The sequence below is a fragment of the Parabacteroides johnsonii DSM 18315 genome, from assembly GCF_025151045.1.
Classification (GTDB): Bacteria; Bacteroidota; Bacteroidia; order Bacteroidales; family Tannerellaceae; genus Parabacteroides; species Parabacteroides johnsonii.
On record NZ_CP102285.1, the window covers coordinates 2,258,356 to 2,281,120 of the forward strand.

Below are 22,765 nucleotides of genomic sequence, written 5' to 3' on the forward strand. Positions count from 1 at the left end.
GCATTCGCTTGCTACCGTTCCCTTCTGGAGGCATCCAGACGAAGGAAGATAAAGAGCAAGATCGTGAATCCCCAAAGGGAAGAACCGCCGTAGCTAAAGAAAGGCAATGGAATACCGATCACAGGTGTAAGCCCCGTCACCATCCCGATATTAATAGCCAGATGGAAGAAAAAGATAGAAGCGACACTGTAGCCATACACCCGGTTGAAAGTAGAGCTTTGCCGCTCTGCCAACACGATCAGCCGCAGGATCAGAAACCCGAACAACAACAGGACTATCGAGGCTCCGATGAACCCCTGCTCTTCACCTACCGTACAAAAGATAAAGTCGGTATCCTGCTCAGGAACATACTTCAACTTGGTCTGCGTACCGTTCAGAAAGCCTTTTCCGGTGAGTCCACCCGAACCGATCGCAATCTTCGACTGGTTCACATTATAGCCGGCACCGCTCGGATCGTCTTCCAATCCCAATGAAACCTTGATGCGTATCTGTTGGTGCGGTTCCAAGATATCGGTAAACACATAATCCACCGAATACATAAAAGCCAGTGATCCCAATGCAAAAACAGCGATCAGCACATAATGCCATACCCAGTTGCGGATAGAAAGGAAAATCAGATAGCAGACTACCAGCAAAACCAATCCGATCGATATCAGGGAATAATCGACCGGCATAAAGAATGAGGCAGCATATCCCCCTAAACAGGCAATCCCCACAGCACCTAATATCGCCTGTATCGCACGGGTATCTTTCTTTTCTATTTGTATCAGGATAACCGTGATCAACAAGATCAAAGAAGATACAAGCAACTCTCCCACTGCCGTAGCTCCCGCCGTCACATCCGAGAACTTCATGCTGGTGACAAAAAAGACAACCGCACAGACTCCCGACAGAAGAATATATCCCGACATCCCCTCCCGGTATAACATCAGGAAGAAAGCCAGGTAAACCAACGCCGAACCTGTCTCTTGCTGCAATAGAATGCAAATCATCGGCAGGAATATAAGCGACAAGACGAGTATGAAATTTTTAGGTACAGTCAACTTGAAACCATACGTATTCATCAGCTTCGCGACAGCAAGTGCCGTCGCAAACTTGGCGAACTCAGCCGGTTGCAACCTGACAGGTCCCAAAACGAGCCACGAATGGGAACCTTTTATGTTCGGAGCCAGAAAGATCGTAGCAATCAGCAACACGATGACACCGGCATATATCAGATAGGCGAAAACATCAAAAAACTCACTCTCCAGCATCAGGATCACAAAGATCAACCCTACCGATAACCCCATCCACATCAACTGCGAACCAGGACGCCCCGACGGGTCGAACAGCCCCACGTTATCGAATTCATAACTGGCACCGCAGATACTAAACCAACCGGCGACGACCAAAACTACATAAAGAATGATCGTCAACCAGTCAACCGTCTTCCATATTTCTGTCTTCCTATAACTCACGATTCGGTAAAGATAAAACGTTTGGCGATACAACCGCATTTGACATTGTCTCTTCCAGCAACTTGTTCTCTTCCGAGATCTCGCCTTTCAGATACTTCTCCATCATCAACTTGCCGATCGGCACACCGTAAGTCGCACCAAAACCACCATTCTCCACATATACGCAAATGGCCACCTTCGGATTCCGATAAGGAGCAAAACCGATAAAAGCCGAGTGATCTTTCCCATGCGGATTCTCAGCTGTACCAGTCTTGCCGCAGACCTCAATATCCGGAATAGCCACCCCTCGGCAAGTGCCACCTATAACGGCATTCCGCATACCTTCAGCAACGATTTCATAATTTTCGCGATTCACCATCGTGTACCGTTTATCCGTGTAAAGGGAATCCAACGGGGTGTCCTGCACCTCCTTCACGACATGCGGAGTAATAAAATATCCCCGGTTAGCGATGGTCGCCGCCAGATTACAAATCTGCAATGGCGTAGCCAACACTTCACCCTGCCCGATCGCAATGGAGATGACAGTACTGGAGCTCCAACGTTTACCATGATATTTGTCATAATATTCACTGTTCGGCAAAAAACCTCTATTTTCCCCAGGCAGGTCAATGCCCAACTTATAGCCGTATCCCATAGACACCAGGTAGTTCTTCCAGACTTCAAACGCCTCTCCCACGCTCGGATAACGCCGGCGGCTATCGATCATATCCCGCAACCCCCAACAAAAAAAAGAGTTACAGGAAGTAGCCAGCGCATAGGTCACATTTAGAGGAGATGCATGGCCATGACAGGCCGGTTTGCCATTTCGGGCTCCTGTATATCCATGTGCACAAGTGTACATAGTTTCAGTCGTAATCACTCCTTCTTGAAGGAAAGTCAACGCCTGTGTCGGCTTGAATGTCGATCCTGGCGGATAACGTCCCATGATGGCACGATCCAACAAAGGCTTGTCTGAATTTTTCGAAAGCATGATATGATTCTTTCCCCGCTGACGGCCGACTAACAAGTTTGGGTCGTAAGAAGGCGAAGAAACCATGCACAGTACCTCTCCCGTTTCCGGCTCGATCATGACAATGCTGCCTCTCTTGTTCTGCATCAGCTTCTCACCCAAAGCTTGCAAATCCATATCAATCGAAAGCGTCAGGTTCTTACCGGACACGGGAGCCACATCGTGACGGCCTTCTTCATACCTTCCTTTTATACGTCCATGCGCATCACGCAACAAGATCTCCACTCCTTTCACACCACGTAAAGCCTCTTCGTAAGACAATTCCACGCCTGAACGTCCGGCATTATCTCCCTGCACATAATAGGGATCTTTTTCGATATCCCCCCGGTTAACCTCCCCGATATTACCCAACAGATGGGCTCCATAAGGATATTCATATTCCCGGATCGTACGGTTCTGAATATAAAAACCGGGAAATTTATACAACTTTTCCTGCAAAACGCCGCATTCCTGTGCGGAGAGGTGATTCATAAACACCTGCGGGACATAGGATGAATATCCAGGATTCAATCGCCTGTTCTTAATTTCGGCTATACGTTTTACAAACAATTCTTTTGTAATACCAAGGATATTGCAGAAATCAAGTGTATCGAACGGTTGAATCTCACGCATGATCAGCATGACTTCATAAGAAGGCTGGTTATAGACCAGCAATTTCCCGTTGCGGTCATAAATGATCCCTCTGGAAGGGATCAGTGTCTTTTTCTGAAACGCATTGCTGTCCGCCCATGCTTTATAGTCGCTATCCACCACTTGCAGGAAGAATAGACGAATGATAAAGATGAGAACCAGCAGAACGACGGCGCCACCAATCACGAAACGCCTGTTCTCAAGAGTATACTTCGTATTAATCTCCACTTTTCTGGGACTCTATATTGAATGCTTCTATTGTACAAATTAACAAGGTTGTCGTCAGCACACTCGCCGCGATGCGGATCGCCAGGAACAACGGATCGAATAATGTCAACGACTCAATTAAAAACAACGCCACATGATGAATCACGACAAACAACAGCGTGTAGCGGAAGAAACCGCCATATCCGAACGTTTTGTAAGAAGGGTTAATCCCTTCCGGCAAGTCTTTCCCCATCAACAACTGAATCAACGGGTGACGGATAAAACCGGCCAGCGTACAGGCAAACGCATGCATTCCGGGCGTATTTGAAAAGATATCGATCACCAACCCAATCAGAAAAGAGAAAAACACCACATTCGTCCGTGAACTCCCCACAGGCATTTTCAGTATGAAATAAAGATACAAAAACGGCGTGGCCACACGCAGGAAATGGATATTGTTCAGAATCAAGACCTGGACCAACACCAGCACCACAAAATAGATGAAGCCCCGCAGTATATTGTTAATCATTCTTTTTCGCCTCCCGTTCTGTATTTTTTTGCTCCGCCTGACGGTAGTTCTTTATGATACGCACATTGTTCAAGGCCTGAAAATCAGTAGCCAGTTCCACTTCAAGCGAATAGAAGTTATCATCATGCTGTTTCTCGAAATTCACGACTTTACCCACAACAACCCCAGACGGAAAAATAGCAGAATAACCGCTCGTCACGATCGTATCTCCTTTCTCAAACTCCACGTGACGCGGCAATTCGTCCAAATTGGCAAAACGCGCATTACGCCCGTTCCAGCTCAACGTTCCGAAATAGCTACTTCCCAACACTTTACAACTCAGTTTGAACTTTGGGTTCAACAGAGGGATTACAACGGAAAAATGGTCGGAAACCGTCGACACGATTCCTACGACCCCCCGTTCGGACACAACTCCCATGTCCGGCTCAACTCCATCCTTACGACCTTTGTTCACCGTGATATAATTGGATAAATGCGTAACACTGTTATTCACGACATCCGCCGTCACAAAACTATATGGAAACTGTTCGGTCGAGTCGGATGCAAAACCGGCAAACAAAGCAGTGTCGGCCCGCATCATCTCCAACTGGTCCTGCAATTCGAGCAACTCCATCTCAAGTTGCCCGTTACGCTCCAAGAGCTCCCGGTTTATGTCACGCAGGTTCAGGTAGGAAGTCACAAAGCCGGAGACAGAAGCAATATGTCCGGTTATCACATTTGCCGAACTGAACATGATGTTCCGTTGATACGCACTATTACGATAAATCAGCGTCAACGATATGATCTCAAGCAAAATGAATAAGAACCAATGCCTCTTTCTGACTAAAAAATCCAGGAGTTTATGCATAATCAGTTGAAAATTGAAAGTTGAAAGTTGAAAGTTGAATATTCAGCAAGTGTACCACTCATTTACTTTCAACTCTCGACTCTCAACTTTCAACTTGTATTTACCGGATAAGGAAATTAAATTTGTCGATATTCTTCAACGCAATCCCCGTACCTCTTGCTACTGCATGCAAAGGATCGTCTGCCACATGGAATTCAATCCCCATCTTGTCACGCAAACGTTTGTCGATACCACGCAGCAAAGCGCCACCACCAGCCAGATAGATACCGTTTTTCACAATATCGGCATACAATTCAGGAGGCGTCTGTTCCAAAGCGCTCAGAACGGCTGCTTCAATCTTGGAGATCGACTTATCCAGACAATGTGCGATCTCCTGGTAGGAAACAGGCACCTTCATCGGTAGAGCCGTCATCTGGTTCGGACCGCATACTTCAAAATCTTCGGGAGCATCTTCGAGGATACTCAAAGCAGAGCCGACATTGATCTTGATACGTTCCGCCATACGTTCGCTGACACGTATATTATGCTGGCGACGCATATATTCCACGATATCGTTCGTCAGGTCGTCTCCTGCCATCTTGATAGACTTATTGGAAACGATACCACCCAGCGAAATCACCGCGATCTCGGTCGTACCGCCCCCTATATCGACAATCATGTTTCCTTCGGGCGCAAGCACATCCATGCCGACCCCGATAGCAGCAGCCATCGGTTCGAAAACCATATACACTTCACGGCCACCGGCATGTTCGGCAGAGTCGCGTACGGCACGGATTTCTACTTCCGTACTACCCGACGGGATACCGATCACCATGCGGAGCGAAGGCGCGAACCAGCGTTTGCGTCCGCTGGCCATTTTAATCAGTCCACGCATCATCTGCTCGGCAGCGTAGAAGTCAGCAATGACACCTTCGCGAAGCGGACGGATCGTACGAATATTCGGATTGGTCTTTTCGTACATCTCACGTGCCTGGCGTCCTACCGCCAGCACCTTTTCCGAACGAGCATCCAAAGCGATCACGGAAGGCTCATCCACTACCATCTTATCGTTGCAGGTAATAATGGTATTGGCAGTCCCCAGGTCCATTGCCAATTCTTGTGTGAAAGAAAATAATCCCATTTTTTTGATTTCTGATTTATCATTTATGATTTATAACCTATAAACTTATGATTCACAAACAGACCGAAACCCCAATCAACTATAAATCATAAATCATAAATATTTCAATTAGTGTTTAAAGTGACGAATACCCGTCTTAACCATAGACAAACCATGTTCGTTGCAATAATCGACAGACAGCTTGTCGTTAATAGAACCTCCCGGCTGGATAACGGCACTGATACCGGCCTTGTCGGCAATTTCCACGCAGTCGGCAAAAGGGAAAAACGCATCCGAAGCCATAACGGCACCATTCAGGTCGAAATTAAATGAAGTTGCCTTCTCAATAGCTTGTTTCAGAGAGTCCACACGCGAAGTCTGTCCAATACCGCTTGCACAAAGTTGTTTGTTCTTCACCAGCGTGATAGCGTTAGACTTACTGTTCTTCACGATCTTGTTGGCGAACAACAGATCTTCTACTTCCGAAGCCGTCGGTTTCTTTTCCGTCATCGGTTCCAAATCAGCTTCCCCCTGAATACTAAGGTCTTTTTCCTGCATCAGCACGCCGTTCAACAATGAACGGAACTGCATCGGACAAGTCTTGCATTCCTTGCGGACCAATATGATACGATTTTTCTTTTGTTTCAATACTTCAAGGGCATCAGCATCATAAGCCGGAGCGATAATCACTTCGAAGAAAATCTTATTGATCTCTTCCGCCACTTCCTTGTTTACAGTCGTGTTCGTGATCAGGATTCCCCCGAAAGCAGACACCGGATCGCCGGCCAAAGCATCTTTCCATGCTTCCACCACGTTACCGCGGGATGCGATACCACAGGCATTGTTATGTTTCAGAATAGCGAACGTCAGTTCGTCGAACTCGTCAATTAGGTTTACAGCAGAGTCGATGTCAAGCAAATTGTTGTAAGAGATTTCCTTACCATGCAACTGGTCGAACATATTATCGAACTTGCCATAGAACTTAGCAGCCTGGTGCGGGTTTTCACCATAGCGCAGGTGCATCGGATCATCTACGGTAGCACGAAAATGAGAACCTTGGCGATCGTCGAAGTAATTGAAGATTGCAGAATCGTAGCCAGAAGAAACAGCAAACGCTTCTTTGGCAAACCATTTACGGTCTTCGATAGAAGTTTCCGCACCTTTTTCGTTCAGTAATTGCATCAACGGCTGATACTGAGCTTTGGATGCTACGATCACAACATCTTTGAAGTTCTTTGCAGCGGCACGGATAAGAGAAATACCGCCTATATCTATTTTTTCAATAATTGCCTGCTCTTCCGCATCGGAAGCGACTGTTTCCTCGAACGGATACAGGTCGACAATCACCAAGTCTATTTCAGGAATTTCATATTGGGCGATCTGTGCCTGGTCGCCTTCGTTGTCACGACGGTTCAAAATGCCGCCGAACACTTTCGGGTGAAGTGTCTTCACACGTCCGCCCAGGATAGAAGGATAGCCGGTCAGGTCCTCTACCGCATCACACGGGAGTCCCAACTCTTCTATAAACTTCTGAGTACCACCTGTCGACACAAAACTAACACCTTCACGGTGGAGCTTCTTTAAAATTTCATCTAATCCATCTTTATGGTATACTGATACCAATGCACGTTTAATACGTTTTGTTGCAGCCATCTTCGTTGGGTTTATTTTAATGTTTTAGAGCACAAAAGTAGGGATTTATTTTCAATATGTATATAAGGTATGATAATAATTTCCTATCACCAACTATTAAAGAGTGCTACATAAAGCGAAAAACCCGGCCGTCCGCAAACTTGCGAAACAGCCGGGAGCAAATTACTTATCCTGAGACGTTTTCAATGACTCTTCGATAATCTTGTCATTTTCGTCTGCATCTTCAATCGTTTCATCCAATTTTGTCACATCATGAGTCGTGTAATCATCGGACAAAACCGGACGCGGAGTAAGGATTTCATCCTCCAATTCGGAACTTTCGTCCCACAAAGTGTTCATTATTCCAGCCATAATTATCTGTGTTTTATTTGTTAATATGGAGATAGAACAAGCAGGAAGCCTAAATTGTTGAATCCGAACACGCCAAGTCTTTCTTTTCATATATGCAGTTGTAATCCCAGCGAAACAGGGTGAACTTTCGGACCTTTATCTTTTTCAAACAAACCGAAAGGAGAATATTTGGCATAGAAACCGATACAACCGACACCTGCCTGAAAAAGAAAATCCATGGTTACCGGACGAAGGTTCATGCCCCGGTCCATCTTCTTCTTACGTTTTTCACCATCCGCATCATGATAGACGATTTTGGAAGAAGAAATAGTTTTGATCACACCTACGACACCACCAGAGACAAAGAAACGCGGAGATTTGCGACGATGCTTCGGCGACTGCCATTCAAGCAGGACCGGAATCGTCAGGCTGGTGATATTCAATTTACTGGCATTATAGACGATACCATCGGGAGCAGGAATCAACTGCGTCACACCGTCCACCTCCTGGAAATGTGCATTCATATCCAACCGATAACGACTCCAGCGCATACCGGCACCGGTCACAACCGCCCATCTATGACGGGAGAAAGGGAAACTGAACTCCATAAAATTCAAATTATACTCCAACGAACTACCACTACGGAGCGAAACACCATCCACATCATTAACCCCTTCACTACCTGAAAGGTTGGCAAACCCCATGCCGAAGCCGGCCCAGTGCGGATCGAAGTCTTTGTCCCAAGAAGGGATCGGGATGTTGATCGACTTGATATGCTTGCGTCGCTCGTAACTCTGTCCGTCCCGGTAATGTCCCTCAAAAATCATTTCACTGTCTATAGAATCGCCTTCTTCGGTCAGTTCATACACCTTCACCTTCATCCGTTCACCGTTGTCCTTCACTACGATACGTTTGTTTTCCAACCGAATAACCGTATCGGTCGACATCGGTTCGACATCTGCAGCCAGCAATCCGATAGCAGGAAAGCATGCGGCTATGATTAGTAAAAATCTTTTCATCTCTTTTCTTGTTTATCAGTTTATAAATCTTTTTTGGTAAATAAAAGGGTGATCAGGTCGTCACTGTCCAACTCGCCTTCGATGTAAACCAGCGTGATCGTCCCTTTGGAGTTGACTTTGAACAAGACAAAACGGTTCACATCGGATTCCTTACCCGGAAGCTGGTAATAAGCGGAAACCACTCCCCCGTCGTCCGTCACTTCCTTGATCTTGCGTGCTCCCCGTTGATCGGTTTCGAGGCATTGTCGGGTAAAACGAAGAGCTTCCGGATCATTCTTGATCGTAATGCTCTTGTAGCGTGTCATACCGTATGTTTCCAACATTTCATTGGAAAGCTCCACCATAGTGACATTCTTCTTTTTCCCGTAACGGGTAAAGACATCCTGTATCTTCAAATCTTTTTGCGTTTCGGCAGCTCCCACACCGGTCGGCAACAACACCAAGGCTACCAACATTATTAATAATGTATATCTCAATTGTTTCATCTTAATACTCTTTTATTCGTCCTCACTAAAAAGGCTACCTAATTCTTTTAATTGATTATCTATTATTTGGCGGTCTGCCTCCTCCTCTTTATCCATCTCCGGGAAGTAGTCATTGGCAGAAGTGGCCACCTCCTGCAACGCTTCAATCGCCAGTGAACGGACTTTATGGATGTCGGTATAGCAACGGCCGTTTATCACGACATAGTTATCGGAACAGAAACAGGGATCGGCAGGATACAGCAAACGGGTAAGACTCAACAGAGCCAACACGCAGGCTGCCACGCCGGAAAGGATGTAAAGGGCAGAGCGTTTCCTATTCTCTGGGCGTAGCGGAACGGATACCGGTTCGGGATTCGAATCCGTTTTGCCATCTTGTACTTCCGCGTTACGTTCTATTTCTTCATCGAAATAAGCAAACAGAGGGATATAGGCGGCCAAATGCTCCGGCACTTCTCCCGAAGCGAAAAAGGCACGGATCAACTTTTCTTCCGCAGCAGAAGTCTCACCTTCGAAATATCGTTCCAGCAACTCTTCCATCATATGTAGATTCCTCTTTTCCATAAATCATAAATTATAAATCCTTCATCAACCATTCCCGTATCTTTTTTCGAGCTCTCGAAAGGTTCACCCGGACCGCTTCGACCTGGGTTCCTGTTATCTCCGCTATTTCCGCCAACTCATACCCCTCAACGTCTTTCATCCGGATAATGGTTTGTTGAAGCGAGGGCAGCTTGCTTATCAGCCAGCGGATACGGGCCACCGTATCGTGCTGTTCCAGTTCTTCCGCCGGGTTTCTTGTTCCCGAATCGAGCGAAAGCAAGGCGATATCCATCCCTTCCGGCCGGTGCTGTTTCAGCTTGTCCAGCGCCAGGTTCTTAGCCACTTGTACAGCCAGCGCCTCGACACTGTTATAGCCGTCCAACTTCTCGCGAATCTGCCACAATTTCAGAAAAGTCTCCTGCACGATATCTTCTGCATCCGACCTGTCCTCCATCATCCGCCAGGAAATATTAATCAACTTCTCCCGGAGCGGCAGCACGGTTATTTTAAACGTTTCGAGTTCCATTTCTACTATTATGACGACAAAGAAACAAAAACATAACATAAGAAAACCGGGAAAAATAAAAAAGGCCGGAAAAATGAAATTGATAGGCTCAAAAATCAGCAGGAAAGATAAAAATGAACTCCCGGAGAATCGAATATTTGGAAGGATACGGGATTACGGTAAAAGTATTTGGCTTACAATTGGCGGATATTCCAAGAGGTTCCGGCACTTCTTTTCCGTGAAGACGGTCTTTATCGCCGTGACGACCGTCTTCGTTGCTCCGGGTTGCCGTATTCACTCATGAATCATTTTTTACAATAAACTCCCTTATTTGAAGTGGAACTTTTCCCAGGTATAAACCTTTGGAGTGCTCTTCAGGAAAGGTTCCACCTGCTTGCGTTCGGCTTTCGTCAGATATTGGGGAGTCGTATACTCGACCGTCAACGTCTGATCATCAGGGCTGAGCGAATATTTCCGTAAGTCCATGTCCAAACGGGCGGTTGCTTCGCTAAAGGCGGTACGGTTCTTATCGGCATCGTCTTTAATAAACCATTCTGCCGAAACCGGAGTATACAGATCGGCGGGGTTCAACGGCTTCCAGTCTGTCGTGAAAAACTCGACCTGACTGTCGGGAACGGGACCGTATACGGTCGTAATCATACAAACGACATAGGTATCGTTGACCAGCGGCAATAGCTTCATCTCTACCGTGCTACGCTCCGTCACCTGCAACAACAGGTAGTCATCCGTCAGCTTCTTCAGGGTGGAAAAACCGTTCATGGTGTTTTTCAGCTTCGCTTCCTTCCCTGAATTATATAAATCTATCAAATCCTTACGCCAGGCATTTTCCAGCTGAGGAACATATTGGTCAGGCATGGCGACAAAAACCGCATCCATGTCCTGCGCCTTCATCCCACACACAAATACACAAAGCAATATAGAAAGAAATAATCGTTTCATATCTTAAATTACAATTTTCCTCTACAAAAGTAATAGAATATGCCTTAGCGCGTACCGAGATACAGGAATATCATTCCTAATAATACTAAAAACAGATCGATTGCCTTACTTTTCAGGTTCTTTTCATGGAAGAACAAAGCACCGGCAAGGAAGGTCACCAAGACATTGCTACGACGGACCATCGAGACGATAGAGATCATCGAACCGGGAAAAGTCAGGGCATAAAAGTAAATCCAGTCCGCCACGCAAAGGAAGACGGATATAAAGATAATATTCCAGTGCCAAACAAAAGGCGTCGTGCTTTTCCGGCGCGGATACCAAAGGAACAGAAGGATCGGTAACATCATCAGGCACTGATAGACATTAAACCAGACCTGCACCGTCATCACATCCAAACTCCCCATCAGATGTTTGTCATACAAGCCGCTCGCCGCTCCGGTAAGGATAGACAAGACGGTAAAGAAGATCCATTTATTATGTGTGAAACGGATTCCCTCTTTTTTTCCGGATGAGGAAAGAAGATAGAAAGAGGCAATGGAAAGGATCACCCCGATCCACTGATACAGATTCAGCCGTTCTCCAAAGACAAGCATGGCACCCACCAGTGTCACGACCGGTTGGGTCGCCTTAATAGGTCCGGTAATGGTCAGCGGCAAATGTTTCAGGGCAAAGTAACCGAATATCCACGACGACAAGACGATCACTGCCTTGATAAACACTGCCACATGCGTCTCAAAGGAGACACGCGGCACATACAACATCGTCCCGTCAAGCATATCCGTAAAAAACGAAAGAAAAATGAAAGGAACGAAGATAAGACTGCTTATCAATGTATTGAAAAACAAAACCGGAATAACGGCATTGCCATCCAGCGAAATCTTTTTGTTTACTTCATAACACCCTAAAAGAAAGGCGGAGATGAAAGCTAATCCAATCCACATGGAAATTTAAAATTAAGAATTAAAAAATTAAAGGAAAATACTTTCGGGATAAGTGACATCGACCAGATAGAGGGCATGTCCGGGAGCGGATGTTCCGGCACGGCCACGATCTTTGGCCTCGATCACCTGGCGGAAGCCATCGACCGTCAGTTTTCCTCTACCTACTTCGAGTAAAGTACCGACAATAGCACGTACCATATTACGCAGGAAACGGTCCGCTTGTATGGTAAAAAACCATACATCGCCATCCTTTTCCCAACCGGCCTTATAGATACGACAGTTGTTCGTCTTCACGTCCGTGTGCAGCTTGCTGAAACTGGTGAAATCTATATAATCGAACAGAACCGGGCAAGCCTTGTTCATTGCCTCGAAGTCGAGTTTTCCCGGAATTTTATAGACCAGTTCATAGTTGAACGGATCTTTTCGTGTCGTGATATAATATTTATAAGTACGCGAAGTGGCATCGAACCGAGCATGCGCATCGGTACGAACAGGTACGATACGGTAGACCGCGATATCTTTGGGAAGCAAACGGTTCAACTTCTCCACCAGAAAAACGAGGTCGTCAATCGGTTCTTTCCAATCGAAATGAGCCACCATCAGGCGGGCATGTACGCCGGCATCCGTCCGCCCCGCTCCCACAATGGGGACCGGCTGGCGCAATAAGGTTGCCAAGGCCTCTTCGATAGATTGCTGCACTGTGATTCCATTCGGCTGTATTTGCCAGCCACAAAACTTTTTGCCGTTATAACCTAAATATATAAAGTATCTGTTCACGTCCGGATGTCCTTGCTTCTGTTTAAATTCGGATGCAAAGGTAACAGAATTCTTGCCAAGGGATTGCCTATGCGGACAGAAAAGTGTAATTTTGCAAACATAAATCTTCACAACAAAACTATTTGACATGTTTGAAACATTGCTTCAATCGTCTTATTTTGCCTTGTTCCTGATTATCGCCTTAGGGTTCATGTTAGGCAGAATACAGATCAAAGGCCTTTCTCTTGATGTATCAGCCGTTATCTTTATCGCTCTCCTGTTTGGGCATTTCGGGGTAATCATTCCTAAGGAACTGGGAAATTTCGGTTTGGTATTGTTTATTTTCACCATCGGCATACAAGCGGGTCCGGGATTCTTCGACTCCTTCCGTTCGAAAGGGAAAACACTGATCATACTGACGCTCCTGATCGTCGGCTCCGCCAGCCTTACCGGTTTGATACTTAAATATGTTGTCGGAATCGATACACCTAGCCTCGTGGGACTGATCGCCGGGGCGCTAACCAGTACACCGGGTCTTGCCGTCGCGATCGACAGCACGCACTCTTCCTCCGCTTCCATCGCCTACGGTATCGCCTATCCGTTCGGAGTGATCGGTGTAATACTTTTCATAAAATTACTGCCGAAATTGCTACGCAAGGACCTTGTCGCCGAGGCCAAAGCACTCGAAGCACAACGGAAAGGGAAATATCCCCCATTGCACACAGCGACTTTCCGCATCACCCATGCCAATATATTCGGAAAAACACTGGCCCAGTTACAACTCCGTTCTATGACAGGCGCCGTTATTTCCCGTGTAAAACATAAAGACCGGACAAGCATACCGGTAGCGCAAACCATCCTGCATGAAGGGGATATGATCAAGGCTGTCGGCAACGACAAGTCTTTGGAACAACTGGCACTTCTTGTCGGAGAACGTGTAGAAAACGATCTTCCCTTCGGCAGTACGCAAGAATTACAATCCCTGTTAGTAACGAACAAGAACGTCATCAATAAAAGTTTAGGATACCTAAACTTGCAACGCACGTTCAACTGCACCGTCACCCGCGTACGCCGAAGTGGTATCGACCTTCCGCCTGAACCGGAATTGTTGCTGAAATTCGGTGACAAACTGATGGTCGCCGGAGAAAAAGAAGACATAAAGGAATTGGGACAGGTATTCGGGAATGACGAAAAGAAACTTTCCGACACGGACTTTTTCCCGATTGCTGCCGGTATTGTCCTTGGGGTATTGTTCGGGAAGCTGAACATTTCGTTTTCGGATTCCTTCTCTTTCTCGCCCGGACTGACAGGTGGCATCCTGATTGTCGCACTTATCCTGAGCGCAATCGGCAAGACGGGACCGATCATCTGGTCTATGTCAGGTTCCGCCAACCAGTTGCTTCGCCAGATCGGCCTACTTCTGTTCCTCGCCGAGGTCGGAACATCCGCCGGAGTCAACCTGGTATCAACATTCCAGGAAAGCGGCTGGACACTGTTCGGAATCGGTATGGCGATCACAATGGTACCGATGATCGTGGCTGTCCTGTTCGGCTATTTCGTATTCAAGATCCATATTCTGGACCTGATCGGGACGATTGCAGGAGGAATGACCAGTACGCCGGGACTTGCCGCCGCCGACTCGATGAGCGACAGTTCCGCTCCCAGCATCGCCTATGCGACGGTCTATCCAATCGCGATGGTATTCCTGATTCTCTTTATCCAGTTCATCGCAGCTTTGGTTGCATAAAAAGCAACGTTTCTCCGGCATGAAAAAAAGGTTTCCATACCATGAAAATTTATTTTCATGCCGGTGGAAATAAATTTTCATGCCAGAGAAAATAAATTTTCACCTAAATGGATAAACTGAAAATATTCAGTCGCCAGTCCTTTTCACCGCACAAAACGAACGTTTTCCCTTTTATGTATTGAAGATTCTAATTATTTTCCCTAATTTTGTAAGGATTAACAATATTACAAATTCGCCATGCAAACAAACCAACAGTTTGACCTCGCCTTCAACTTACTGCAGAACACCGGAACCAACCTCTTTCTGACAGGAAAAGCCGGAACGGGAAAAACGACCTTTTTAAAAAGGCTCAAAGAGGTTTCGCCTAAAAGAATGATCGTTGTTGCGCCAACCGGAGTAGCAGCAATCAATGCAGGAGGCGTCACTATCCATTCCTTTTTCCAATTGCCGTTTGGCCCTTATATTCCGTCTTCACCGGAATATCGGGGAGGAAAAACAGATTTCAAAAACCAATTCCGCAAGGATAAAATCAATATCATCCGCAGCATGGACCTATTGGTGATCGATGAAGTCAGTATGGTACGTGCAGACTTGCTGGACGCTATCAGCGACGTTCTGCGTCGTTATAAAGATCATAGTAAACCTTTCGGAGGTGTCCAGTTATTGCTCATCGGAGACTTGCAACAATTAGCACCTGTTGCCAAAGACGATGAATGGAATCTACTGAAAGAGCACTATCCGTCCACCTTCTTTTTCGATAGCAAAGCGCTGTCAGAAAGCAATTATTTCTGTATTGAACTAACGCATGTCTATCGCCAAAGCGACACGAATTTTATCAACCTACTGAACAATATCCGTGAGAACCGCTTCGACGACGAGACCTTGCAACAACTGAATCAGCGGTACATTCCCAACTTCAGACCGGACGAACAATCGGGCTATATCACACTCACGACGCATAACTACCAGGCACAGCAGATCAACAACCGGAAACTGGCGGAGCTTCCCGGCCAGCCTTACGCCTTCTCGGCCGAGATCAACAACGACTTCCCCGAATATTCTTACCCGACCGACGACAAGCTGATCTTGAAATGCGGCGCGCAAGTCATGTTCGTCAAAAACGACTCGTCTTCCGAAAAACGGTACTATAACGGGAAGATCGGAAAGATCGTATTTATTAATTCCAACAAGATAACCGTAGTCGACCGTGAAGGAAACGAGATCGTCGTTGAAAAGGAAACCTGGAACAATGTAAAATATACGATCGATCCCGAAACACAAGAAATCACCGAAACCATTTCCGGCACCTTCAGCCAGTATCCGCTGAAAACCGCTTGGGCGATCACCATCCACAAGAGCCAGGGATTGACTTTCGAACATGCCATCATTGACGCTTCGGCTGCTTTTTCGCACGGACAGGTGTATGTCGCACTCAGCCGTTGCAAAACATTAGAGGGCCTTGTGCTGAGCAGCCAGATCACCCGCAACGCCATGATCAATGATTACCGAATACAGGAATTCACTTCATCGGTCGACAGCCGACAACCGCGCGAAGAGCAGATGCAGGCCGCACAGCAGCTCTATTTCACGGAACTGATATGTGAACTGTTCGACTTCAATAATCTCCAGCAGCGCATACAATATGCCGCCTTTGTCGTGTACGGGAACCTGCAAAAACTATATCCGGAACTGAGCGTGCAGTATTCCAACACTCGCGACGCATTCCGTTCCACAGTCACAGATGTCGGAGAACGATTCATCCAGCAATTGAAACGGTTGATAGCAGGCAATACCAATTACCTGAAAGACGAAACAATCCAGGAACGTGTCCGAAAAGGCGTAGCTTATTTTCTGGAGCAAATAGACCGCCTTTGCAGCCCATTGCAGGAAGCGTCGGATGTGGAAATCGACAATAAAGAAACGCGCAAAACAGTCAAGAATGCGTTGGACAAGTGGAACGAAGACCTTCGTATCAAACTGTCAACCCTGCAGGGCTGTCAAGAGGGATTCACGATTTCCAGCTATTTGTCGGCTAAAGCCAAAGCAAGCATCGAACAACCGTCTGCTCCGACCGCACGCAAACGTTCCGAAAAATCATCAGAGCCGGCCAAACTGGAAATATCGACAGACATCAAACATCCGGAACTATATGCCAACCTGAAACACTGGCGCTATGAAGTGGCAACCGAAAAAGGACTTCCTACTTATACCATCCTGCAACAAAAGGCTCTGATCGGTGTGGCCAACACCTTACCCGTCAGCGGACGCGATCTCCTCAAAATCCCAGGTATCGGGAAAAAGATCGTAGAAAACTATGGTGCAAAGCTACTGGAAATCGTAGACGAATACAGGAAAGGGCAATAATGTGCCGACACACTATATGCCAATGTGCCAATGATGTGATATGAGCATTCTCTCATTGGCATATTAGCACATTATCAAATTGGCACATTGTTTATTTTTTCAACTCGAAGCCCATCATCATCCCGTCATACTGGCTCGCCAGCTTATTGAGTGTTTGCAAGGTCGTGCTTTTGGAGACAGCAGACAACTTCGTCAGAAAGTCCAGTAATTTATCGGCATTGAAGAGCAAAGAGAGTTGGTCATTGGTAACAACGACATGAGCCGTCATCGTCGTCAACTTCGATTTTCCAATCTTACCATAGTGCAGTTCCATCGTCTTATCGTCCGCATTAAAAGAATAAGTACCTTTCAATGTTCGACCTTTCAGGACACTGGTGAACGTGCTGTCGGTATTAAACGTATAATTGAATGCTCCTTCAATGATTCCTACTTTCGCACAATAATCCTTCAGCTTCTTTTCCATCTCCGAAGAGGCCACACTTGCCGCCACATTCTTCAAAGCATTATCGCCTTCCAACTGAATGGCAGGATTCACATACGTCCATGTACCGGCCAGATTTTCCACCGTCAGCTTTTTTCCTCCGGTCACGGCTGTTACAGCGTCTTTTACGGCAGCAGAATTCAAAATGTCTTTAATTGATTGTCCATACACCGAATCCGACACGGACAATATGCCACAAACGGCAACCCCCAAAATCCAATTCTTTCTCATTTTCATCTATTCTTACTCATGTTTATACGTTACAAAGATACAAATAAAAAGGGGTACCGACAGGTACCCCTTCCTATACCTCGTTCTGTAAACAGAGATTAGAGTTTATCATTAGAACCAAGTACATTGATAATTTTGTGCTTGTACAGCTTTTCCATATTATCACGAGCCGGGCCCAGATACTTACGCGGGTCAAATTCAGCCGGTTTTTCTGCAAATGTCTGACGGATCGCAGCAGTCATGGCCAAACGAGAGTCAGAGTCGATATTGATCTTACAAACAGAAGATGTAGCAGCTTTACGCAACCATTCTTCAGGAATACCGATAGCAGCTTTCAATGCACCACCGAATTTGTTGATCGTTTCAACTTCGTCCTGAGGAACAGAAGAAGAACCGTGAAGAACGATAGGGAATCCCGGAAGTTTTTCCATTACGGCGTCCAAAACATCGAATGCCAATGGAGGAGGAACCATCTTACCTGTTACCGGGTCGATAGTGCACTGTTCCGGAGTAAATTTATAAGCACCGTGAGAAGTACCGATTGAGATAGCCAAAGAATCACAGCCTGTGCGAGTAGCGAAATCGATTACTTCTTCAGGGTTTGTATAAGTGTGGTGATCAGAAGAAACTTCGTCTTCAACACCTGCCAATACACCTAATTCACCTTCTACAGTCACATCAAACTGGTGAGCATATTCAACCACTTTCTTAGTCAAAGCCACGTTTTCTTCATATGGAAGATGAGAACCGTCGATCATGACAGAAGAGAAACCTGAGTCGATACAGCTTTTACAAGTTTCGAACGTATCGCCGTGATCCAGGTGCAGTACGATCTGAGGATTCGGACAACCTAATTCCTTAGCATATTCGACAGCTCCCTGAGCCATGTAGCGCAACAGAGTAGCATTTGCATATTGACGAGCACCTTTAGATACCTGCAGGATTACCGGAGACTTTGTTTCAACAGCAGCCTTAATAATAGCCTGCATCTGTTCCATGTTGTTAAAGTTGAAAGCCGGAATTGCGTATCCGCCTTTGATGGCTTTTGCGAACATTTCTTTTGTGTTCACCAAACCTAAATCTTTGTAATTTACCATTGTTATATATGTTATTACGTTAATGATTAGAAATCTTCCACAAAGATAATAACTATCCGGTAACATTATGCTTTTAAGCATATAAAATAACACAAAAGTAGATCAGATTGAAAAAATAGTGCAAAATTCTTTGTTTGTTCAACCCAAATCCATACCTTTGCAACCCAAAATACCGGTTACCAAACTCAAGTATAAGAGAATATAAATTAAAAATAAGATAACAAAGCAATGAAAAAAGGAATTCATCCTGACAACTATCGTCCTGTAGTATTCAAGGACATGTCAAACGAGGACGTATTTATCACTCGTTCTACTATCAATGCAAAAGAAACGATCGAGATCGACGGTGTTACTTATCCGCTGGTAAAGGTCGAAATCTCAAGCACTTCTCACCCGTTCTACACAGGTAAGGCTAAATTGGTCGATACTGCCGGACGTGTTGATAAGTTCATGAGCCGCTACGGTAACCGTAACAAAAAATAAAACCGATTGACAATCTGTTTAGATAAAAAATAGAGAAAGGCTGTTCTGAAAAGGACGGCCTTTTCCTATTTTATTAGGAGACATCCATAAAGAAAGCAACTTCCGTTTTTTATTTACAAAGATATTCTTACTTTTGTACGTAACTGATGATTGGAGTGAATCCATACCCTTATTTCATTGTCAATCGTCAATTATCAATTATCAATTAAATAATGCCATGGCAAAAACGAAAGAACAATTACTAAACATCCTGGACCAGTTCCAGCTCACAGAGAAAGTAGTTTCCGCCGAACCATTCGGAAACGGACACATTAACGATACGCTGAAAGTAACAAACGAAAAAGGTGAAATCAAATACGTGCTGCAACGCATCAACCACCTGATCTTTACAAATGTGGATATGTTGCAGAACAATATCCAGATAGTTACTTCTCATATCCGTAAGAAACTGGAAGAAAAAGGTGAAAGCGACATCGACCGCAAAGTCTTGACTTTCCTTCCGACAAAAGATAACAAACTGTATTATTTCGACGGAGACAGCTATTGGCGTGTTTGTCTGTTCATCCCGAACAGCAAGAGCTACGAAGAGGTTAACCCGGAACTTTCCTACGAAGCTGGCAAGGCTTTCGGCGATTTCCAATCCATGCTGGCCGACATTCCGGAAGGCACGCTGGGTGAAACCATCCCGAACTTCCATAACATGGAATTCCGTCTGGAGCAGTTCCACGATGCAGTAAAGAGCAACGTCGCCGGCCGTCTGGACGAAGTGAAAGATTTGATCGAGGAAATCGAAAAACGCGCCGAAGCCATGTGTATCCAGGAACGCCTCTATCGTGAAGGCAAACTGAAAAAACGCACAAACCATTGCGACACGAAGGTCAACAATATGATGTTCGATGCCGAAACCGACAAGGTCTTATGCGTGATTGACCTCGACACTGTCATGCCGGGTTTCGTCCTGTCAGATATCGGTGATTTCATCCGCACAGGAGCCAATACCGGTGCCGAAGATGACGAGAATCTGGATAATGTCAATGTCAACATGGATATCTTCAAAGCTTACACACGCGGTTATATGGAGAAAGCCAAGTCTTTCCTGACTCCGACAGAAATCAAGCTGCTCCCGTACGGCGGTCGTTTGCTGACCTACATGCAGACAGTCCGTTTCCTGACCGACTACATCAACGGTGACACATACTACAAGATACACAGCCCGAAGCATAACCTGATCCGCACAAAGGCTCAGTTCAAACTGCTCCAAAGTCTCGAAGCACACGCTGACGAAATGGATGCGTTCATGAGCGAATGGCTATAAAAACATTGCAATAACTCAATTGGCGGTTGGCAATCAGACGGTAAGATAATTACTGCCCGGTTGCCAATTGTCTTTTACCGGTTTTTCGTATCTTTGTGATTGACAGACAATGCCAAAGTAACATCATGACAAATATATTAAATAAAATAAACTCCTTGTTTCCTATCTCTGATGATACCGTTCAAGTATTGAAAGAGAACGTGACCTGCTGCCACTTTCCTAAAAAGTATCAGTTGATAAAAGCAGACACCTATTGCAAATCTGCCTTTTTCATCGAGAAGGGAATAACGCGTTCCTTCTGGCTGGTAGACGGCGAAGAGGTTACGACATCATTTGCCGGAGAAGGAAGCATTGTGTTCAGTATGGATGAACTGTATTATGGAAAGATAAGCGAAGAATTCGTCGAAACCCTGGAAGAGGTAGAAGCCTATCGGATACCGCTGGCCACTCTGACACATCTTTTCGAGACAAACATCGAACTGTGCAACTGGGGAAGAATCATCCATCAAAACGAATACAGGCGTTTACATCGCAGCCACAAAGACCATTTGACCTTGTCGGCGAGGGAGCGATATGAGGCGTTCAAGGAACAGTTTCCGGACGCATACCGGCGAGTAAACTTAGGATATATCGCGTCCTATCTGGGTATCAGACTTTCCACACTCAGCCGGCTCCGGGCAAACGGATAGCCGAATTTGACATAGGACAAATTTTTTACCTCAAAAAACGAATACTTTTGTCGCATATTACAAATATCTAATTCAATATCAATGTCAGACACAACAATCTCTTCAGCCGCATTTGCGGATACCAAACCCCATTACGAACTCCTTGACGGATTGCGAGGGGTGGCAGCCTTGCTGGTTGTCTTTTATCACATATTCGAAGGCCTTTCGTTTGCTGCCGGAGGAACTCCTATCACAACGATCAATCACGGCTACCTGGCCGTCGATTTTTTCTTCATCCTTTCAGGTTTCGTGATCGGTTACGCCTATGACGACCGTTTGGGAAAGACCATGACTACCGGTAACTTTTTCAAACGCCGCCTAATCCGCCTCCATCCGATGATTATCATGGGAGTGATATTGGGAACGATCGCTTTCCTCATACAAGGCAGTGTCCAATGGGACGGTAAACATGTGGCAATCTCAGCAGTGATGCTATCCACACTCTGTGCGATGTTTTTCATTCCCGCCCTGCCCGGTGCGAGATATGAAGTACGCGGCAATGGCGAGATGTTCCCGCTCAACGGTCCAAGCTGGTCGCTCTTTTTCGAATATATCGGCAACATCCTTTACGCTGTTTTCATTCACCGCCTTTCCACTAAAGTCCTGACCATACTCGTCGTCCTTTTAGGAGTAGGACTGGCCGGATTCACGCTATTCGATGTTTCGGGATATGACATGATCGGTGTGGGCTGGACACTTGACGGCGTGAATTTCCTCGGAGGTTCCTTGCGTATGCTCTTTCCCTTCTCGTTAGGAATGTTATTATCCCGCAACTTCAAACCGTTCCAAATGAAAGGGGCTTTCTGGATTTGTTCGATCGTTCTGCTGATCCTCTTCTGTGTGCCTTACATAAAGGCAGATGCAGCACCTATCAGTCTCAACGGGCTATTCGAAGCAGTTTGTATCATCTTCATTTTTCCCGTCCTTGTCTGGCTCGGTGCCTCCGGCAAGACTACGGACAAACGTTCGACACAGATATGTAAATTCTTAGGCGACATATCCTATCCGCTCTACGCCGTCCACTACCCGATTATGTACCTATTCTATGCTTGGCTGATCGACAACGAACTCTATACCTTCGCAGAAATCTGGCCTATGGCAATAGTGGTCTACGCCGGCAGTATCGCTTTGGCTTACCTCTGCCTGAAACTTTATGACGAACCGGTAAGAAAGTGGTTAGGCAAAAAGTTCTTGAGAAAAAAATAAATTTCCTGAGGGTGAATTCTAAGTCCTTTCCAAACAATATCTCTCAAATCTTACCCAAGTTTACGAACATTAACGTATCCTTGGGTAAGTTCGTATATAGACATAACAACTCTTCAGAAGTGTATAGCTACTTCCTAAACCTAAGA

General features: G+C 45.8%; 23 protein-coding genes. 6 read left to right on the plus strand and 17 right to left on the minus strand.

Annotated elements, in window-relative coordinates:
- Positions 1-11: 11 nt before the first annotated feature.
- The 15 genes from rodA to truA form a co-directional block, all read right to left on the minus strand.
- The gene (rodA, locus tag NQ564_RS09235) at positions 12-1,457 is read right to left on the minus strand and encodes a rod shape-determining protein RodA (protein ID WP_008150421.1); all 1,446 of its coding nucleotides are present in this window, start codon (positions 1,455-1,457) and stop codon (positions 12-14) included.
- Positions 1,447-3,324, minus strand: coding sequence for a penicillin-binding protein 2 (mrdA, locus tag NQ564_RS09240; RefSeq protein WP_008150422.1), 1,878 nt, complete (start codon positions 3,322-3,324; stop codon positions 1,447-1,449). The genes rodA and mrdA overlap by 11 nt, the downstream gene beginning before the upstream one ends.
- Positions 3,314-3,832 (minus strand): rod shape-determining protein MreD, encoded by a 519-nt coding sequence (mreD, locus tag NQ564_RS09245; RefSeq protein ID WP_008150424.1) that lies wholly within the window; start codon positions 3,830-3,832, stop codon positions 3,314-3,316. Before mreD ends, mrdA begins: the two co-directional genes overlap by 11 nt.
- Positions 3,825-4,679, minus strand: a complete 855-nt coding sequence (mreC, locus tag NQ564_RS09250) for a rod shape-determining protein MreC (RefSeq protein WP_008150426.1) — start codon at positions 4,677-4,679, stop codon at positions 3,825-3,827. The genes mreD and mreC overlap by 8 nt, the downstream gene beginning before the upstream one ends.
- 100 nt (positions 4,680-4,779) lie before the next feature.
- Positions 4,780-5,799: a rod shape-determining protein gene (locus tag NQ564_RS09255; protein WP_005640987.1), complete on the minus strand. Its 1,020-nt coding sequence runs from the start codon at positions 5,797-5,799 to the stop codon at positions 4,780-4,782.
- Positions 5,800-5,907: 108 nt separating this feature from the next.
- A complete protein-coding gene (gene purH / locus NQ564_RS09260; RefSeq protein ID WP_008150427.1) occupies positions 5,908-7,431 on the minus strand; it encodes a bifunctional phosphoribosylaminoimidazolecarboxamide formyltransferase/IMP cyclohydrolase in 1,524 nt (507 codons plus the stop codon).
- 162 nt (positions 7,432-7,593) lie between these two features.
- Positions 7,594-7,782 (minus strand): hypothetical protein, encoded by a 189-nt coding sequence (locus NQ564_RS09265; protein WP_005647798.1) that lies wholly within the window; start codon positions 7,780-7,782, stop codon positions 7,594-7,596.
- An 86-nt stretch (positions 7,783-7,868) separates the two neighbouring features.
- The gene (locus NQ564_RS09270) at positions 7,869-8,780 is read right to left on the minus strand and encodes a porin family protein (protein ID WP_008150431.1); all 912 of its coding nucleotides are present in this window, start codon (positions 8,778-8,780) and stop codon (positions 7,869-7,871) included.
- 20 nt (positions 8,781-8,800) lie between these two features.
- Positions 8,801-9,265: a hypothetical protein gene (locus tag NQ564_RS09275; protein WP_008150433.1), complete on the minus strand. Its 465-nt coding sequence runs from the start codon at positions 9,263-9,265 to the stop codon at positions 8,801-8,803.
- A gap of 12 nt (positions 9,266-9,277) precedes the next feature.
- Positions 9,278-9,826 carry a hypothetical protein gene (locus NQ564_RS09280; protein ID WP_008150434.1) on the minus strand — a complete coding sequence of 183 codons (549 nt, stop codon included), beginning with the start codon at positions 9,824-9,826 and terminating at the stop codon, positions 9,278-9,280.
- Positions 9,827-9,836: 10 nt separating this feature from the next.
- Complete coding sequence (locus tag NQ564_RS09285) at positions 9,837-10,331, minus strand: RNA polymerase sigma factor (protein WP_008150436.1); 495 nt, start codon at positions 10,329-10,331, stop codon at positions 9,837-9,839.
- A gap of 88 nt (positions 10,332-10,419) precedes the next feature.
- A complete protein-coding gene (locus NQ564_RS09290; protein ID WP_195485522.1) occupies positions 10,420-10,608 on the minus strand; it encodes a hypothetical protein in 189 nt (62 codons plus the stop codon).
- Between the two features lie 29 nt (positions 10,609-10,637).
- The gene (locus NQ564_RS09295; RefSeq protein ID WP_021861762.1) at positions 10,638-11,270 is read right to left on the minus strand and encodes a DUF3256 family protein; all 633 of its coding nucleotides are present in this window, start codon (positions 11,268-11,270) and stop codon (positions 10,638-10,640) included.
- A gap of 44 nt (positions 11,271-11,314) precedes the next feature.
- Positions 11,315-12,211, minus strand: a complete 897-nt coding sequence (locus NQ564_RS09300) for a DMT family transporter (protein WP_008150442.1) — start codon at positions 12,209-12,211, stop codon at positions 11,315-11,317.
- 27 nt (positions 12,212-12,238) lie between these two features.
- Positions 12,239-12,988 carry a tRNA pseudouridine(38-40) synthase TruA gene (gene truA / locus NQ564_RS09305; RefSeq protein WP_039848265.1) on the minus strand — a complete coding sequence of 250 codons (750 nt, stop codon included), beginning with the start codon at positions 12,986-12,988 and terminating at the stop codon, positions 12,239-12,241.
- A 127-nt stretch (positions 12,989-13,115) separates the two neighbouring features.
- Here truA and NQ564_RS09310 point away from each other — a divergent pair, with 127 nt between their 5' ends.
- Both NQ564_RS09310 and NQ564_RS09315 read left to right on the plus strand, forming a co-directional pair.
- Entirely contained in the window at positions 13,116-14,714 is a 1,599-nt protein-coding gene (locus tag NQ564_RS09310) for an aspartate:alanine exchanger family transporter (protein ID WP_008150445.1), read from the plus strand.
- A 237-nt stretch (positions 14,715-14,951) separates the two neighbouring features.
- On the plus strand, positions 14,952-17,078 hold the full coding sequence (locus tag NQ564_RS09315) for an HRDC domain-containing protein (RefSeq protein WP_008150447.1): 2,127 nt from the start codon (positions 14,952-14,954) through the stop codon (positions 17,076-17,078).
- A 91-nt stretch (positions 17,079-17,169) separates the two neighbouring features.
- Here the strand turns inward: NQ564_RS09315 and NQ564_RS09320 are convergent, their stop codons facing one another.
- Positions 17,170-17,790 carry a DUF4923 family protein gene (locus NQ564_RS09320; protein WP_008155379.1) on the minus strand — a complete coding sequence of 207 codons (621 nt, stop codon included), beginning with the start codon at positions 17,788-17,790 and terminating at the stop codon, positions 17,170-17,172.
- A 98-nt stretch (positions 17,791-17,888) separates the two neighbouring features.
- Entirely contained in the window at positions 17,889-18,887 is a 999-nt protein-coding gene (locus NQ564_RS09325) for a class II fructose-bisphosphate aldolase (RefSeq protein ID WP_008155377.1), read from the minus strand.
- A gap of 228 nt (positions 18,888-19,115) precedes the next feature.
- Between NQ564_RS09325 and NQ564_RS09330 the strand changes: the two genes are divergently transcribed.
- The 4 genes from NQ564_RS09330 to NQ564_RS09345 all read left to right on the plus strand — a co-directional run bounded on the left by NQ564_RS09330 (position 19,116) and on the right by NQ564_RS09345 (position 22,619).
- Positions 19,116-19,370, plus strand: coding sequence for a type B 50S ribosomal protein L31 (locus NQ564_RS09330; RefSeq protein ID WP_008150452.1), 255 nt, complete (start codon positions 19,116-19,118; stop codon positions 19,368-19,370).
- A 217-nt stretch (positions 19,371-19,587) separates the two neighbouring features.
- The gene (locus NQ564_RS09335) at positions 19,588-20,685 is read left to right on the plus strand and encodes a phosphotransferase enzyme family protein (RefSeq protein WP_008150460.1); all 1,098 of its coding nucleotides are present in this window, start codon (positions 19,588-19,590) and stop codon (positions 20,683-20,685) included.
- 125 nt (positions 20,686-20,810) lie between these two features.
- Positions 20,811-21,374, plus strand: coding sequence for a Crp/Fnr family transcriptional regulator (locus tag NQ564_RS09340; RefSeq protein ID WP_008150462.1), 564 nt, complete (start codon positions 20,811-20,813; stop codon positions 21,372-21,374).
- Positions 21,375-21,455: 81 nt separating this feature from the next.
- Positions 21,456-22,619, plus strand: coding sequence for an acyltransferase family protein (locus NQ564_RS09345; protein ID WP_008150464.1), 1,164 nt, complete (start codon positions 21,456-21,458; stop codon positions 22,617-22,619).
- Positions 22,620-22,765 lie beyond the last annotated feature (146 nt).

Excerpts from the sequence above, each read along its gene's own strand:
- NQ564_RS09325 (WP_008155377.1), bottom strand. The coding sequence starts at position 18,887 with ATGGTAAATTACAAAGATTTAGGTTTGGTGAACACAAAAGAAATGTTC.
- NQ564_RS09315 (WP_008150447.1), top strand. The coding sequence starts at position 14,952 with ATGCAAACAAACCAACAGTTTGACCTCGCCTTCAACTTACTGCAGAAC.
- NQ564_RS09345 (WP_008150464.1), top strand. The coding sequence starts at position 21,456 with ATGTCAGACACAACAATCTCTTCAGCCGCATTTGCGGATACCAAACCC.
- NQ564_RS09300 (WP_008150442.1), bottom strand. The coding sequence starts at position 12,211 with ATGTGGATTGGATTAGCTTTCATCTCCGCCTTTCTTTTAGGGTGTTAT.
- NQ564_RS09255 (WP_005640987.1), bottom strand. The coding sequence starts at position 5,799 with ATGGGATTATTTTCTTTCACACAAGAATTGGCAATGGACCTGGGGACT.
- NQ564_RS09275 (WP_008150433.1), bottom strand. The coding sequence starts at position 9,265 with ATGAAACAATTGAGATATACATTATTAATAATGTTGGTAGCCTTGGTG.
- NQ564_RS09340 (WP_008150462.1), top strand. The coding sequence starts at position 20,811 with ATGACAAATATATTAAATAAAATAAACTCCTTGTTTCCTATCTCTGAT.
- NQ564_RS09335 (WP_008150460.1), top strand. The coding sequence starts at position 19,588 with ATGGCAAAAACGAAAGAACAATTACTAAACATCCTGGACCAGTTCCAG.
- NQ564_RS09270 (WP_008150431.1), bottom strand. The coding sequence starts at position 8,780 with ATGAAAAGATTTTTACTAATCATAGCCGCATGCTTTCCTGCTATCGGA.
- NQ564_RS09295 (WP_021861762.1), bottom strand. The coding sequence starts at position 11,270 with ATGAAACGATTATTTCTTTCTATATTGCTTTGTGTATTTGTGTGTGGG.
- mreC (WP_008150426.1), bottom strand. The coding sequence starts at position 4,679 with ATGCATAAACTCCTGGATTTTTTAGTCAGAAAGAGGCATTGGTTCTTA.
- NQ564_RS09310 (WP_008150445.1), top strand. The coding sequence starts at position 13,116 with ATGTTTGAAACATTGCTTCAATCGTCTTATTTTGCCTTGTTCCTGATT.
- NQ564_RS09280 (WP_008150434.1), bottom strand. The coding sequence starts at position 9,826 with ATGGAAAAGAGGAATCTACATATGATGGAAGAGTTGCTGGAACGATAT.
- NQ564_RS09265 (WP_005647798.1), bottom strand. The coding sequence starts at position 7,782 with ATGGCTGGAATAATGAACACTTTGTGGGACGAAAGTTCCGAATTGGAG.
- purH (WP_008150427.1), bottom strand. The coding sequence starts at position 7,431 with ATGGCTGCAACAAAACGTATTAAACGTGCATTGGTATCAGTATACCAT.
- NQ564_RS09285 (WP_008150436.1), bottom strand. The coding sequence starts at position 10,331 with ATGGAACTCGAAACGTTTAAAATAACCGTGCTGCCGCTCCGGGAGAAG.
- mreD (WP_008150424.1), bottom strand. The coding sequence starts at position 3,832 with ATGATTAACAATATACTGCGGGGCTTCATCTATTTTGTGGTGCTGGTG.
- NQ564_RS09320 (WP_008155379.1), bottom strand. The coding sequence starts at position 17,790 with ATGAGAAAGAATTGGATTTTGGGGGTTGCCGTTTGTGGCATATTGTCC.
- NQ564_RS09330 (WP_008150452.1), top strand. The coding sequence starts at position 19,116 with ATGAAAAAAGGAATTCATCCTGACAACTATCGTCCTGTAGTATTCAAG.